Origin of the sequence: Sphingobacterium sp., assembly GCF_039596235.1 — a bacterium.
Classification (GTDB): Bacteria; Bacteroidota; Bacteroidia; order Sphingobacteriales; family Sphingobacteriaceae; genus Sphingobacterium.
In genome coordinates this window covers 252,191-266,166 of record NZ_JBCNKE010000002.1, presented here as the reverse complement: position 1 = coordinate 266,166, position 13,976 = coordinate 252,191, and the positions used below count along the sequence as shown (strand labels likewise).

The following is a 13,976-nucleotide window of genomic DNA, read 5'->3' as shown; positions in this document are numbered from 1 at the left end:
CTGCTATGCGGGCAGGTGCTTTTTCACCTCTTAGATGCAGATCATGCGCTCCGTGTGCACCATTCTGGCATTTACGCTGATACTTTTCAATCCTCTATAATTGGCCGAGTTCTTGTGTATGATGAACTTGGACAGCTTTGCGCCAAAATATATTGGAATAAAATGAAAAGTAAATAATACAACAAAAACGAGCAAAAAATTATGGAAGATTTACCGCAACAAAAAAAGACTAAATCTGGATTTAAGAAATTTTTATTTATTCTGATCCTCTTTTTGTTAGTAGGCTTTGGATCCTATGCCTACTGGAAATACTATTACGTATTTGGTGAAGGCGTAAAATCCGGCTATCTAAATTATGCTGTTAAAAAAGGCAATATATTTAAGACTTATGAAGGAAAGTTGATCCAGGAGGGATTTGGTAGTGTTAAGACCGGTGGAATTGCCAGCAACCAATTCGAATTTTCTATTGAGGATGATTCTATATTCCGTCAGCTTGAGCTCAATAGCGGTAAATATTTTGATCTTCAATATAAGGAATACCATGGTGTATTACCTTGGCGTGGCAATACGGTGTATGTTGTCGATAAGATAATCAATATGAAATAATTAGGAGGGGATCCCCCTCCTTTATGCTGAGAGCACATCTCGTACCATTAATCTATCGCCAAAATAACTTTTGAGTATAGTACCATCACCATGCAATGTCCATACCTGCTGCGGGTCTACCATCTTAATATAATGTAGGATATCGTTCCAGTCCACATGATCGGAGATATACAATTCGATGTCATTCTGAGCCTGTAAACGTTTCCATCCAGAAGCGAAGGCCCTTAAGACCTTTGTCGCCCTAAAATAACTATTGAAAGTCATGGGTGGTACCAGGTAAACCTTGTTCTGTTCACCCTGCTTCATTTCTCTGCGGTTATAAGGTTCGTAGGTCATTTTTTTAAGCCCATGTTGATCATATAAGCGATGATAAGGCAATATTCCACTATGCACCAGCACCCTTCTTTCCGGACAGTATCTATTGATCAGGTCTGTGATCCGTTGCGCCTTACCCAGCACGTAAGTCCCCAGTAGAATATTACTCGCATGCCCCGTCAGTTTTTTGATCTCCTGAATGGGATCCGGATGAATAATCTCAGGATTTGCAAAAGTACTTTCAGTGATCAAGACATCAGCCTGTCGGACTTCGATGGCTTCGCAGGTTTCGTCAAGCTGAAATTTATAATCACCTGTATATAAATAGCGTACCCCCTGGTATTCCATTAAGATCTGAGCCGAACCTAGGATATGCCCAGCTGCTAAAAAAGTAATTTCGACCGACCCTATTTTAAAACTGCTATTAAACAATTTGATCTGGTATGAATCCTTACGGTTTTGCTTAAAGCGATAGCTCATAAACAATGCTGTTCCATTTGTACAATAGACATAATCATGTCCCGAACTAGCATGGTCGCCATGGGCATGAGATACGACATTATGCGCTACGGGGCTACCCGCATCGATAAAAAAATCGCCATAACGGCAATAATACCCTTCCGGTTTTCTGACCAGAAAGTCAGACAGTATGATAGACATATATTTATTTTAGAAATTTTTGATGCAATTTCCACACCTGCGGTAGTAATGGAGTGATCCCATCGTTAACGATGACAAAATCCGCAAGCTGCAGTTTTTCTTCGTCGGACATTTGTTTGTTGATACGTTCCCGCACCTGCTGTTCAGTTGCACCATCCCGCTTGATAACCCGCTGTATGCGAATATCCATCGGAGCTGTAACCAATATGGTATAATCCAGTTCTTTGTATGAGCCACTTTCAAAAAGTAAGGCCGCCTCTTTGACTGAATAACGTGTGGTCTGTCGTTCGGCCCAGTCTTTTGCTTCCTGAATCACAATCGGATGTACAATACTGTTCAGGAGTTCAAGTTTATCCTTATCCGAAAAGACCATACTGGCCAGGAATGCGCGGTCCAGCAGACCATCCTTGTAAGTTGCCGTACCAAACTGTGCGATAAGTTTTTCTTTAATCCGTATATCAGCATTCATCAATTTTTTAGCTTCCTCGTCCGCATTATAGACCGGTATACCAAGGGCTTCAAAAAGCCTGCAGATAAACGTTTTTCCGGAACCTATTCCGCCTGTTATTCCAATTTTCAGCCCCATTTTATTTTCTATTTTCGTACAAAGAAGTCCACATTTTGGGGTACAACGCTGATAATCTTACAATAATCCGGCACCTTGGTCAACAGGATCGGCAAGTATTGCACCTCATTTTTTTCCCAATCGGCGAGATCCACCACAGCCTCAAAATCACGGGATGTATAATTATTATAATCCTTAACCGACATCAGCACTGTGATCACCACCTTACTTGGATTGGGTCTCACAGAACTATAACGCTGCCCATTTTCAACTTTTACGGGCAATTCGATGACTTTCTCGGTAAGCTCTCCTACCGGCATCAGTACCTCCACGGATGTAGGGTAGACATTGATATTCCCCTTTTGATTGCGGCTGAGATTAGCCACAGTGCGCACATCAGTCTCTACGTCTTTTCCACGTACGGTATCTGTTTCCCAATATTCTATCGTGGAAACATCTTCGTATGGCCCTGTTATAGTCACATATGCAGGGGTGACTTTTGTATCAGCGATAACACCATAGCCCCTTTTAAATAAGATGTTTGACAGTGGTTTTACAGGAACTTTTCGTTGTGTTTGTTTCGAAAAATCAAAAAACAAGGTATCGGGGCTCACCGATACCACACGTTGTTCATGCGGAAACTGGCGGTTGATAAAACCAAGCTGATTGGAAAATACGATCCAGTCTTTTGTTTTCAGCGAGCTGAGATCCACCTGTACCTTGGGCGTTTCCAATGCAGCTTTTGAAAACAGAAATTGCCAGCCCGTCATTTCGAGCTTTACTTTAACCGTATCCGATTGTTGTGGATGAAAAGCCCGTTTTTCGGGTAGATTGACGTATTCTATCGCAGCTTTGACAGACACGGTATATTGGTTGGAAATCGAGAACAACAACCAAGCCAGCAACGAAATTGCAACACAACGCACAAAGATTTTGATCTTGCGCCGCTGGGTCTTATTTAATCGAACTGCGTATGCCATGTTACAAACTTAATCAATTTGCGTAAAAATCAGTTCTTGGTAGGATAAAAACTTGGTTGGGAAAATGACTGTGAGGCATTTTCTTGGTTACTATACATAACATAAACTTAGTTAAAAACTATTTCTTTATAAAGATACATGATTATTGGGGCATTCATTTAATGTACTTAGTGTCTCCATCGCCATTTTCTCTTTAGCGGCGATAATTTTGAGGATTTCCGAAGCCTGTTGTATGTGCTCAATCCGAGCTGTCCCACTTATTTGATAAAATAAGTCTGAAACGGATTTCCATAACAAAGCTATTTCCACAAATTCTTGATATGCTTCACAAAGTTGCTCAATCTGGAGCAGATCATAACTTTCTTTTAGGAAATCGCGATATAAATTTCGGAACAGCGCACCTCCGGTACCGGCTTTTTCCATCAGATTAGCAGCCATTTTAAATTCCGTGTCTACATCCTTACTACTATTAAACCATTTTATAAGCTGCTGACTCGTCTTCAAAATTCCCTTGTAAGAAATATTTGTGATAGGCGGATTCAGGTATTCGTTTGCATTGTTGACAATAGCAGTAATGATAGACTTTTTTAAGTCAAAATCTTCACTCCTTCGCTGTATCGTATAGTATAAATTATTGGACGCCATTGGCCCCTTCTCCGCTCTTGCTAAGGACAGACTTTCAAGTGAGGTTTTGACTATCCCGCCCTGTTGTCTGGTATCGACCAAAAATGCATTTCGGTCGTCGTAACCATAGATCGAAACATAGTGACCTGCGAAATGGAATGGCTTTGTGAAATACTCAAGGTAGTAGGCGTCGAGTTTGAGTCCAACGATTTGCCCCGCATCCAACAACTGTTTGACCTGTTGCCAGGCCTTTGCTTTTGAGCTAGTTTCCCTTACAGTAAGTTCGAGGTTGAGATGATTACAGAGATTCTTTGTTAAAAGATCAGTCTTAATGCGTCCCCCCAAAAAGGGGAAATCCATGGTTTTCATCTTCCAATAGATAAAACTAAGCCCCTCTCCGAGTCCAAAAAGCATGGGTTCGGAAAGTTCAATTCCAAGCTGCCGCAGTAATGTCCCTGTGGCTGTGGTTTCACAATGTTGTCCGTCAAACAGTTTTAGATTGCCCATCATGTTTTCTTTTGCTTAAAATTAACCCCGTGGACTGACATCGCTATGTCAACAGGACCACTAGCCAATAAAACAATAGGATGGTGTTAAAAATAACTAGACAGACAAAAAAGCTGATTAAGCTATGGCAATTAATCAGACATGTTTAAATATTGAAACAATACAAGATCCCATGCCGTTCAACAAATCCAGGCATTTGAAATACCAGACATAGCGTTGTAAACAAATTGAATAAGATAACAAAACTAAAGAATTGAAAGATCAGCTTTATCATTATTCACCTTCTCTCGTTTAATGTATCCAATAATATAGCGATCGGCCAAGCATTTCTCCAAAAAACATCCCCAATATCATTAATACCGTAAGGATAATTAATACAGTCAGCCCCTTCTCCCGAGTGTCAATATTTATTCGCATAATTGATTAAATAAAGACTTAAGTTACAAAAAAGACTTTCAATAGTAAAAATTTCAACGCTTATCCGTTGATACTTCCTCAAGCTAAAACTACATTTCAAGATCAAGGTATAATGGGAATACTCCTCACCATCTTGGGTACGAAGGTAATAATAGCTTATTACCAACGTCTCAATTAATAGGGTAAACATAGGGGATTAACAGGGGGTTAACAGGGGTATTATAGGGGTAAATCCCTGTTACCCCCCTATTAATATACTGTAAAAATGGTGTTACTTCACTTTCAATCGAGAATTTGGTATTAACTTGGTAATAAGTTAGATAGAAGCAATTATAACAATAAAAGAAAGACTATGGCAATTTTACAAAATGGGCCTAATGGTCCAGTTACCGGAAAATTTGGTTCCGTCACTGCTTATATTTTAAATGGGCAAAATGTTGTACGTGGGCTTAGCAAAAAACGTACTTCTCCACCTAGCGAAGCAGAGCTTCTAAATAGGGAAAAACAAAAGGTTGCGGGGCTGTTCGCTAGAGACAATAAGGCGATACTCAATTTTGGCTATCAATATATGAGCGAAATGGGAAGCCGGATAGGGGCCTTCCAATTGGCTCAGCGCCATATTTTTAAGGAAGCCCTGGAATTGGATTCGGAGAACAATCCTTTTGTAAATCCCGAGAAACTGGTCGTATTTGCAGGACAGTTGACGCCATTGACCACTTGTGAAGTTAGCCTTCATGATGATACGATTGATCTCAAATGGACCTCCAATGGTCAGTATGACGACAATATCTACAAACTCAATCTGGCATTATTGGGTTTATATGGCGAATCTCATTTACAAACCTCAATTGCAGAAGTGAAACAGGGAGCCTGTACTTTACAGTTTAAAGGAATAAGTCGAAAAAACTGCGATTACCACGTTTATGTCGGTATATGGAATACCCTATATGGCGATTTTTCAAACTCTACCTACTGCGGTGTAATATAGCACAAACAATGCGCTAACTGACCGCATGAAAACAGCCGGAATTGCTGGTATGCTAGCATAAGCATGCTTTGGCTGAAAGAGAGAAGATAAGCAAAAAAGCCAATCTTTTTTGGAGACTGGCTTTGCTATTTTTTCAATAAAGACGCTTATGAAGCGCTTTTTTCAGTTGCGTTCGCAGCTTTTGAAGCATCTAAAGCAATCGCAGACTTGTCAAAACGGATTCTGACGCCTGAACCCACATCTACCAAGAACGTAGTGTCAGATACCTCGACGATACGTCCGTGGATACCTGCAGTGGTAACAACTTTAGCGTTTACGCCCAATTCCTCAATATATTTCTTATGGTCTTTTTGCTTCTTCATCTGTGGTCTGATCATGAAGAAATAAAATACCACAATGATCAAGACCATTGGTAAAAAACTCATCATGTTACTCCCACCTGCTGCTTGTAATAATACTGTATTCATCTGTTATTATATCGTTTAATAATTTGTTATTTTGGTAATACTTCACCCTTTAGCTGAACAGTAGTCATACTGTTGGAAGCATTTGACTGCACCGTAATGATCTTTTGCTGCTTACCAACCTGTCCCTCACTCTTGAAAGTCACATGGATATCCGATGTTTTTCCGGGTAAGATAGGGCTTTTTGAAAACTCAGGCTGTGTACAACCACAGGAAGCGGTCACCTTCGACAAAATAATCGGCGCGTCCCCCGTGTTCTTCAATACGAATGTGTGTTTTACTTCAGCGCCTTCTTTGACTTTACCAAAATCAAAAGCCGATTCCGCAAATTCTACTTTACCCAATTTCGCCGCAGCGCTAGAAAGACTGTCTGTCGCTACAGTTTCAGAAGCTGCCTGCGCAACTTCAGCTTTTCCTTTTTGCGCATTTCCGCAAGAAAAGAAAAGTACTGATGCCAAAGCTAAAACTGAATATTTACTAAAGTTTTTCATTTGTTTATTGATCTTTAATCTCTTAAACCACGACCTGCCTTCTGGATCCTCCCCTGTTGGTTCAGGTCGCTTAATATTTTATCTAAGATACCATTGATAAATGTATTACTTTTCAATGTACTGAATACCTTAGAGATCTCAATATACTCATTTATTGTCACTTTAACAGGAATAGATGGAAAATTTACCAATTCACATATCGCCATGCGCATCAAAAGGGTATCCATCAAAGCAATACGGTCTGATTCCCAGTTTTTTGTTTTCTCAGAAATCAGTTTCTGATACTCATTCGTATTCCGGATGGTCTTACCCAACAGGGCAATGACATATTCGCTATCATCATTCCAGTTTTGCGTGATTTCCGCAAGCTTATTTTTACGCGGATCTTCCGAACTGAAGTTCTTAAAAGTTTTCGCGATCAACGCTTGCAACACTTCTTTATCGACAGGCCAGTTGATAAATTTCTCCTCAAAAACCTGCTCAATAACGGGTGATTTCAGGATAATCTTTTTAAAGATATGTTTGATGATATCTTTTTCAGTGCCGATCGAGCGGTCTTCTTGCTGTAGATATTCCAAATAAGCTTCAGAATCTTTCAACTGCAAAAATACCGTACGCACGATCTCTGGATCAAAGCTCCATGAAATCTTATATTTTTTGACGCCTTCAGCATATTGCGGATTTTGTCTTAATGACTCGATAAAAGTATTTGTACTTAACTTGGTCGTTAAAGACAAGTCTTTTTCAGTCGGCAAAAATTTGTTGGCTCTGCCTTCTGCATCTATCAATACATAATCGGATACTTCATCCAATAGATTCAGTGTCCAGATATACATCTCGTAGACTTCATCCACATTTTTTAATAGTGCTTTTTCAAATGTTTTGATGTCTTTGTCTTCGGAAAGACTGTACGCATAAAGCGTTTGCACTACTTTTACCCTCAGGTGTCTCCTGTTTAACATAGTAATTTTAAAGAACGATTTTTTTATAAACTAATAAATAAGAACGATTTTGGAAAGAAGACTATCTTTTGATCTTTTTAATATCTTGGATACGCTTCTCCGCAATGCGATTGGCCGCCTCAAAAGTAGATATATTCTCTTCTTTTGATTTTTTCAATACGTCTCTGGTCGCATTATATATGTTTTTGATCACAAATTCCGTGTGATCCACCCCATAATTCTGAATTTCTGAATAACAGCTGATCAACGCACCTGCATTAATCAAATAGTCCGGCGCATACAATATACCTCTTTCATGGAGAATAGCACTTGTCGTTACCTCATCTTTCAATTGGTTGTTTGCTGAACCGGCAATAATTTTACATTGCATTTTTTGCGCCGATTCAGGATTTACCGTACCGCCCAATGCACAAGGTGAATAGACATCAAATTCATGATCGAATACTTCATTGTATGGAATAGGTTCTGCTTTATATTTTGCAGCAACCTTAAGCATTTTTTCTTCTGTAATGTCACTTACATAAACACGCGCATTTTCTTCACGCAACATGGCGATCAAACGCTCACCGACGCTACCTACACCGTGTACAATCACTTTTTTGCCGGCTACACTCTCTGATCCATATAATTCTTTCAGACAGGCTTTAATACCGAAATACACACCTTGAGCAGCAAAAACAGATGTATCGCCAACCCCACTGCCGTGGATTGCTTTTGGCAGACCAGCAACATGGTCAGTCTCCGTATATATATATTCTAAATCGCGCTGTGTCGTACCTACATCCAAAGAAGCAATGAAATTACCATTCAATCCCTCGATAAACTGGCCCAAACGGCGCAATAAAACCTCAGATTTGTCCAAACGGCTATTACCGATAATAACAGCACTTCCCCCACCCAAATTCAATCCAGTGATTGCGGATTTATAGGTAATGGCCTTGGATAAACGTAAAGCATCCTCAATAGCTTCTTCTGTAGTTTCGTATGGCAGCATACGAACCCCTCCTATTGCCGGGCCCAATGTGGTATCATGGATCGCAACAATAGCTTTTAAGCCCACTAATTCATCATTACAGAAAAATAAGTTTTGATGGCCAGACTGGCTCATCAATTCAAAAATAGAATTTTGAGATGTTGACATAAAATGTACTACTCTAATTTGTTTTAATTTTTTAAGGTACTTGATGCAAAAGTAGGAAAATTATTCGTTGTGCATAATATCTTTTTTTATCCAAGACTTAACATTTGATTTCCTAATGACAGTAATTTCATCGAAATATAAAGCAGAGTTGATGAATTAGTCCTATTTTTGTATCCATAATATGAAGGATCTCGCCTACTTAAATAAGTACTTTTATAAATACCGCTGGAAACTGGTTCCAGGGGTGATTTTTGTCATCATTTCCAATTACTTTGGGGTGCTCCCCGCTAAGGTAATCCGCGAAGCGTTTGACCTGGTACAGGAAAATATCTATCTCTACCGCCTTTTTGATGGATTTGATAGACAGGAGCTTATCTATAAGGTTTTTGGCACAAGCCTGCTGTTCTTTGGCTTTGTTGTCCTGCTGCTTTCTCTGCTAAGGGGCATTTTCCTATTCTTTATGCGGCAAACCATTATCCTAACCTCCCGTTATATCGAATACGATCTTAAAAATGAGATATACAATCATTATCAGGAGCTGAATTTCGGATTTTTCCGTAAAAATAATACCGGTGATCTGATGAGCCGCGCGACGGAGGATGTCAATCAGGTGCGCAACTATCTGGGGCCGGCCATTATGTACGCCATTAATACGGTGGTCCTGTCCATTATGGTTATTTATGCCATGTACAGTGTCAATGGAAGATTGGCGACCTATGCATTAGCGCCTATCCCAGTATTATCGGTCATCATCCTTTTTGTCAATAAAATCATCAATAAACGCAGCTTAAAAATACAAAAACAGCTGGCGAAACTCTCTTCCTTTGTTCAGGAAACCTTTGCCGGTATACGTGTCATCAAAACCTATACCCGGGAGGAAAACAAGATGAAGGCTTTTGAACAGGAAAGTACAATCTACCGCAACACGGCATTGGACTTGGTCAAAGTACAGGCCGTTTTCTTTCCACTGATCTTGTTGCTGATCGGTCTCAGCACCGTCATCACCATTTATATCGGCGGTATTGAAGTCGCAAAAGGAACAGTCACTGCCGGAAATATTGCCGAATTTATTATCTATGTCAATCAATTGACCTTTCCTGCCATGTCCTTGGCCTGGGTAACTTCACTCGTACAACGTGCGGCTGCATCACAAAAACGGATCAATGAGTTTCTGGAAACCCGATCCCCGATTGCCAATGGTAAAATTGAGAAAGAAATCGCCGGTGAAATCAACGTAGAAAACATCTCGTTTACCTATCCTGAGACAGGCATTCAGGCCATTAAAAACGTTTCCTTCCAAGTACCGGTCGGGAAAACTCTGGCGATTATCGGAAAAACTGGTTCGGGCAAGTCTACTTTGGCCAACCTATTACTGCGGATGTACGATATCGATCAGGGTAATATTCACTACGACGGCATTGCACTAAAGGATCTCAACTTCAAAAATCTACGCCAACAAATTGGTTTTGTTCCACAGGATGTATTCTTATTTTCGGACACCATTGCCAATAACATTGGCTTCGGACTGGATCATTTTACGCAGGAACAGATCGAACAGGCTGCTAAAGACGCTGCTGTATATGATAATATTATCGCTTTTGAAGACGGTTTTGAAACTGCCGTCGGGGAGCGTGGCATCACTCTTTCGGGCGGTCAAAAACAACGTGTTTCCATTGCAAGAGCCTTGGTCAAAGAGCCAAACATACTGATCTTTGACGACTGTTTGTCGGCAGTGGATACCAAAACCGAAGAAACCATCTTACGCTCATTGAGCCGCATCATGAAGGGCAAAACCTGTATTTTTATTGCCCACCGGATTTCGACCATCAAAAATGCAGACCATATTCTTGTCATGGATCAAGGTCAGATTATCGAACAGGGCACGCACCTTGAGTTAATGGAGAAAAGAGGTGAATATTTTGAACTTCACGAAAAGCAGCTGCTGGAAAGCGTGGAGGGATAATCTCAGGTACCCTACGCTCATAATATATACGCAAAAAATTAAATATCCCTGAATTCAGCTAATGAAAACAGGGATGATCTCTTCTACATTTGCCTTATACATTTACATCAAACTTTTATCGTATAAGTATCATGGAGAGAAACGCAGTGCAGCGCACATCATCAAACGACGGCAAGACAGTAGCTATTATTTCTTATTTAACCCTAATCGGTCTGATAGTCGCCATCATTATGAACAATAAAGAAAAGACTACGCTTGGTCAGTTCCATATCAGACAAAGTGTTGGCATTACCGTAACAGGATTAGTATTGAGCTTATTGAGCTTTATCCCGGGTATCGGGGGAATAATTATGAATATTGTCGGTGTAATCTTACTTATCGCCCTTATATTAGGTTTGGTAGCGGCATTCTCGGGTGAGAAAAAAGCGCTTCCTTTTATTGGCGAAAAATATCAGCAATGGTTTAATATGATTTAATCAAGCCTTATATTTAGCCCCTATTTTAGAAAAAAGGCTGTTCAAAAGCGAGAATGAACCCCAAAAGCACGATAAGTGCTTTTGAAGGCCAGTTCGGCGCTTGAGCAGCCTATTTTACTCCTTGACCTAGGTCACTTTATATCGCTTGCTGCCTGTACCGTTTTTTCTTCTTTGAAAAAAACAGCAAACAGCAGTAGACAGAAACATGAAATCCCTGCAGGTATAAACCATAAGTATTCCCAAAATTGATCTGCATAGGCGCCTTTAAGGTAATCCGAAACCGCACCAGCCACCCAAAATCCAATCAGCATCCCCACACCATACATCGCGATCGTAATCAGTCCCTGTGCCGAAGCTTTATATTTCTCCCCGGCAATCCGGTCGGTATAGATCTGCCCCACAACAAACATAAAATCATAACAGATTCCATGTAGAACAATACCTAAAATCAGCAGGAAGGCTTTTTCCTGTCCATCCCCAAAAGCAAAGAACAGATAACGTAATGCCCAAGCAGCAATACCCAATAGAATCATTTTCTTATAGCCCAAACGCCGAAAGAAAAAAGGAATCAACAACAAACAGATGGCTTCCGAAAACTGTCCCAACGCCATTTTTGCGGTGGGATTGGGCATACCCACATTGACCAAAAATGGATTGGCATTCTGATAATAGAATGAAATCGGAATACAGATCACGATGGCCGTAACAAAAAAGATTAAGAAACTCTTTTGCTTTAATAAGCCCAGGGCATCTAAACCGATGGCTTTCCCGAAATCAAATTTCTCACCCTTTGCATGTATCTGCGGTGGCGTTTGGGGAAGAAATAAGCTGAACAATGCCAAAAGAACAGAACAGACCGCCCCCATAATAAAGGTATTATGTAAGGCTCCCTGATTGATTGCCTCAGGACTATCCCAACGGAACAGGTAGCTGATCACAAGCCCCGAACAGATCCATCCGATTGTTCCCCATACCCGAATTCCGGGAAAATATTTTTTGGCATCCGCAATATGCCGGAAAGCAATACCATTGGAAAGGGAAAGTGATGACATATAGGCCATAAAATACACAAAGACATAAGGGTAAAAAAGACTGGCATCAGGAGCCTGTGACATCCCGTAAAGCAAAGCAGCGCCAAGCAGATGTAAAACTGAAAGCACACGTTCTGCATTAAAATAGCGATCCGCGACAAAGCCGACAAAAAAAGGCGCAAATACCGCACCCAGTGACTGCGTAGAAAAAATATTGGCTACCTCCATTCCCGATGCATTCAGGGATTTGATCAGGTAGGTACCCAAAGTAACAAACCAAGCTCCTTTGATAAAATACTCCAAAAACATCATCAAGGATAATTGGAAGCGTAAAGTAAACGTCATAGCGGTTTAGAATTGTTTCTGTTTACGAATATATCATTTATTTAGAGGACATCCCTGTCGGGAAAGCAGACTTACTTGTAACGATCTGCTTACCATAATCTGATTTGATCTATCCTCCATGGTTAGCCTTAAAGCGACTTTCCAGAAGACCAGCTGCTCCTGAAAGGTTTACATCTGGGTTTTAATGATCATTTTTTGTTGACGGTCATCACCTTGGTCGCCAAAGACAACGATCGCACTGTGATGTCAGGCATCCCGATAGACCGATCTGCATCAGGAACTGCAATTAGCCCAGTAAGCTTTTTTACTATCCTGATAAGATATTCCATTATCCAGACAAGGCGTCCAGCTATTCAGGCAAGGCATCACGCATAAAATTCAGCCAGTTTTGACTGGCGATCTTTTCAAGATCAGCCCTGCTATATCCGCGTCGTTGCAATATCCCAAAAACCTTTTGGATATCAGCAATGGTCTCCAGATCATAAGGACACTGTTCCCGGCCAAAGGCCCCATCCAAATCACTCCCTACCCCAACATGATTGACATTGCCCGCCAGTTGACAGATATGGTCGATGTTATCGGCCATGATTTCCATCGAACAATTGCTGGATTTGGGATCAGACAGACCACGTACCCAGTTGGGAACCATCATCCAGGCATCCAAAGCTACACCAATAACGGCTCCCTTCTCTACTAGCGTCCTGATCATCTCATCACTAAACTGTCGGTTGTGATCCACAAACTTCCGACAATTGTTGTGACTGGCCCAGATTGCACCATTGTATCGTCCCATCGCATCCCAAAAAGCATCGTCATTAAGATGTGTTGCATCCAAGATCATCCCCAACCGGTCCATTTCCTGCAATAACTGTACCCCCTGTTCATTCAATTTACCGGAGGAATCGGTTCCATTGGCATATCTTCCAGGGCCATAATGTGCCGGGCCGATCGCCCGCAAACCATAATTGTAGGCAACTTCCACATGACTGATATCCACCAGAGAATCGGCACCTTCCAAACTCAGCAGGTAACCAATGGGCTTAGTTGAATGATCCCTTCCCTGGGCCCACAAAGCACGGTGTTGATCTAAATCACTCTTTGTTTTGATCATTTTCATCTGGCCGTCAGCCTCCATAGCCTTGTACCAGGCCAGTTGACCCTGTGTCTGCGCCCAGGCCTGCGCTGCGGAGTACCATCCCGGCAAAGCGCTGTCGGGACGGACAAAGCGCGCAATCTGTGTGGCGACGACAATACCGATATTCCCTTTGCGCAGCTCATCAAACGTAACGGTCGCTTTTGCCCGATCGGGCTTATCTTCCATCCCCTGCTCCCTTCGGTTCAATTCCTGAATGGGCAATCGGAGATCCCTATTCCACTCCATGGCATTCATGCTTAGATCTAAGTGAGCGTCAACCACAAAAGGCATTTCAAATTCGTACAT

At 41.2% G+C, this 13,976-nt stretch carries 14 protein-coding genes; 4 read left to right on the top strand and 10 right to left on the bottom strand.

Features of this window, described 5'->3' with window-relative positions; all coding sequences use genetic code 11:
- Nucleotides 1–201: 201 nt before the first annotated feature.
- Complete coding sequence (locus ABDW32_RS05320) at nt 202–606, top strand: hypothetical protein (RefSeq protein ID WP_343560154.1); 405 nt, start codon at nt 202–204, stop codon at nt 604–606.
- Nucleotides 607–627: 21 nt separating this feature from the next.
- On the opposite strand, the gene ABDW32_RS05315 is transcribed toward ABDW32_RS05320, so the two are convergent.
- The 4 genes from ABDW32_RS05315 to ABDW32_RS05300 form a co-directional block, all read right to left on the bottom strand.
- Nucleotides 628–1,581: an exonuclease gene (locus ABDW32_RS05315; protein ID WP_343560152.1), complete on the bottom strand. Its 954-nt coding sequence runs from the start codon at nt 1,579–1,581 to the stop codon at nt 628–630.
- A gap of 4 nt (nt 1,582–1,585) precedes the next feature.
- Complete coding sequence (gene coaE, locus ABDW32_RS05310) at nt 1,586–2,167, bottom strand: dephospho-CoA kinase (RefSeq protein WP_343560150.1); 582 nt, start codon at nt 2,165–2,167, stop codon at nt 1,586–1,588.
- An 8-nt stretch (nt 2,168–2,175) separates the two neighbouring features.
- Nucleotides 2,176–3,126: a CdaR family protein gene (locus ABDW32_RS05305; RefSeq protein WP_343560148.1), complete on the bottom strand. Its 951-nt coding sequence runs from the start codon at nt 3,124–3,126 to the stop codon at nt 2,176–2,178.
- A gap of 126 nt (nt 3,127–3,252) precedes the next feature.
- Nucleotides 3,253–4,260 (bottom strand): BtrH N-terminal domain-containing protein, encoded by a 1,008-nt coding sequence (locus ABDW32_RS05300; RefSeq protein WP_343560146.1) that lies wholly within the window; start codon nt 4,258–4,260, stop codon nt 3,253–3,255.
- Nucleotides 4,261–5,026: 766 nt separating this feature from the next.
- Here ABDW32_RS05300 and ABDW32_RS05295 point away from each other — a divergent pair.
- The gene (locus ABDW32_RS05295; RefSeq protein WP_343560144.1) at nt 5,027–5,662 is read left to right on the top strand and encodes a hypothetical protein; all 636 of its coding nucleotides are present in this window, start codon (nt 5,027–5,029) and stop codon (nt 5,660–5,662) included.
- A gap of 146 nt (nt 5,663–5,808) precedes the next feature.
- On the opposite strand, the gene yajC is transcribed toward ABDW32_RS05295, so the two are convergent.
- The 4 genes from yajC to ABDW32_RS05275 form a co-directional block, all read right to left on the bottom strand.
- Nucleotides 5,809–6,129: a preprotein translocase subunit YajC gene (yajC, locus tag ABDW32_RS05290; protein ID WP_121121602.1), complete on the bottom strand. Its 321-nt coding sequence runs from the start codon at nt 6,127–6,129 to the stop codon at nt 5,809–5,811.
- Between the two features lie 26 nt (nt 6,130–6,155).
- Nucleotides 6,156–6,617, bottom strand: a complete 462-nt coding sequence (locus ABDW32_RS05285) for a DUF1573 domain-containing protein (protein WP_343560139.1) — start codon at nt 6,615–6,617, stop codon at nt 6,156–6,158.
- 14 nt (nt 6,618–6,631) lie between these two features.
- Entirely contained in the window at nt 6,632–7,579 is a 948-nt protein-coding gene (gene nusB, locus ABDW32_RS05280; protein WP_343560137.1) for a transcription antitermination factor NusB, read from the bottom strand.
- 61 nt (nt 7,580–7,640) lie between these two features.
- Nucleotides 7,641–8,720 (bottom strand): Glu/Leu/Phe/Val dehydrogenase dimerization domain-containing protein, encoded by a 1,080-nt coding sequence (locus ABDW32_RS05275; RefSeq protein WP_077435260.1) that lies wholly within the window; start codon nt 8,718–8,720, stop codon nt 7,641–7,643.
- Between the two features lie 181 nt (nt 8,721–8,901).
- Here ABDW32_RS05275 and ABDW32_RS05270 point away from each other — a divergent pair, with 181 nt between their 5' ends.
- Nucleotides 8,902–10,683 (top strand): ABC transporter ATP-binding protein, encoded by a 1,782-nt coding sequence (locus ABDW32_RS05270; protein WP_343560135.1) that lies wholly within the window; start codon nt 8,902–8,904, stop codon nt 10,681–10,683.
- A 131-nt stretch (nt 10,684–10,814) separates the two neighbouring features.
- Entirely contained in the window at nt 10,815–11,159 is a 345-nt protein-coding gene (locus ABDW32_RS05265; RefSeq protein ID WP_343560133.1) for a hypothetical protein, read from the top strand.
- 131 nt (nt 11,160–11,290) lie between these two features.
- On the opposite strand, the gene ABDW32_RS05260 is transcribed toward ABDW32_RS05265, so the two are convergent.
- Both ABDW32_RS05260 and ABDW32_RS05255 read right to left on the bottom strand, forming a co-directional pair.
- Nucleotides 11,291–12,535, bottom strand: a complete 1,245-nt coding sequence (locus tag ABDW32_RS05260; RefSeq protein WP_343560131.1) for an MFS transporter — start codon at nt 12,533–12,535, stop codon at nt 11,291–11,293.
- Between the two features lie 349 nt (nt 12,536–12,884).
- Nucleotides 12,885–13,976: a membrane dipeptidase gene (locus ABDW32_RS05255; RefSeq protein WP_343560129.1), complete on the bottom strand. Its 1,092-nt coding sequence runs from the start codon at nt 13,974–13,976 to the stop codon at nt 12,885–12,887.

What these genes read in the sequence shown, in the direction of transcription:
- ABDW32_RS05295 (WP_343560144.1), top strand. Translation starts at nt 5,027, where the DNA reads ATGGCAATTTTACAAAATGGGCCTAATGGTCCAGTTACCGGAAAATTT.
- ABDW32_RS05275 (WP_077435260.1), bottom strand. Translation starts at nt 8,720, where the DNA reads ATGTCAACATCTCAAAATTCTATTTTTGAATTGATGAGCCAGTCTGGC.
- yajC (WP_121121602.1), bottom strand. Translation starts at nt 6,129, where the DNA reads ATGAATACAGTATTATTACAAGCAGCAGGTGGGAGTAACATGATGAGT.
- ABDW32_RS05320 (WP_343560154.1), top strand. Translation starts at nt 202, where the DNA reads ATGGAAGATTTACCGCAACAAAAAAAGACTAAATCTGGATTTAAGAAA.
- ABDW32_RS05255 (WP_343560129.1), bottom strand. Translation starts at nt 13,976, where the DNA reads ATGTACGAATTTGAAATGCCTTTTGTGGTTGACGCTCACTTAGATCTA.
- ABDW32_RS05315 (WP_343560152.1), bottom strand. Translation starts at nt 1,581, where the DNA reads ATGTCTATCATACTGTCTGACTTTCTGGTCAGAAAACCGGAAGGGTAT.
- ABDW32_RS05285 (WP_343560139.1), bottom strand. Translation starts at nt 6,617, where the DNA reads ATGAAAAACTTTAGTAAATATTCAGTTTTAGCTTTGGCATCAGTACTT.
- nusB (WP_343560137.1), bottom strand. Translation starts at nt 7,579, where the DNA reads ATGTTAAACAGGAGACACCTGAGGGTAAAAGTAGTGCAAACGCTTTAT.
- ABDW32_RS05270 (WP_343560135.1), top strand. Translation starts at nt 8,902, where the DNA reads ATGAAGGATCTCGCCTACTTAAATAAGTACTTTTATAAATACCGCTGG.
- ABDW32_RS05300 (WP_343560146.1), bottom strand. Translation starts at nt 4,260, where the DNA reads ATGATGGGCAATCTAAAACTGTTTGACGGACAACATTGTGAAACCACA.
- ABDW32_RS05305 (WP_343560148.1), bottom strand. Translation starts at nt 3,126, where the DNA reads ATGGCATACGCAGTTCGATTAAATAAGACCCAGCGGCGCAAGATCAAA.
- ABDW32_RS05265 (WP_343560133.1), top strand. Translation starts at nt 10,815, where the DNA reads ATGGAGAGAAACGCAGTGCAGCGCACATCATCAAACGACGGCAAGACA.
- ABDW32_RS05260 (WP_343560131.1), bottom strand. Translation starts at nt 12,535, where the DNA reads ATGACGTTTACTTTACGCTTCCAATTATCCTTGATGATGTTTTTGGAG.
- coaE (WP_343560150.1), bottom strand. Translation starts at nt 2,167, where the DNA reads ATGGGGCTGAAAATTGGAATAACAGGCGGAATAGGTTCCGGAAAAACG.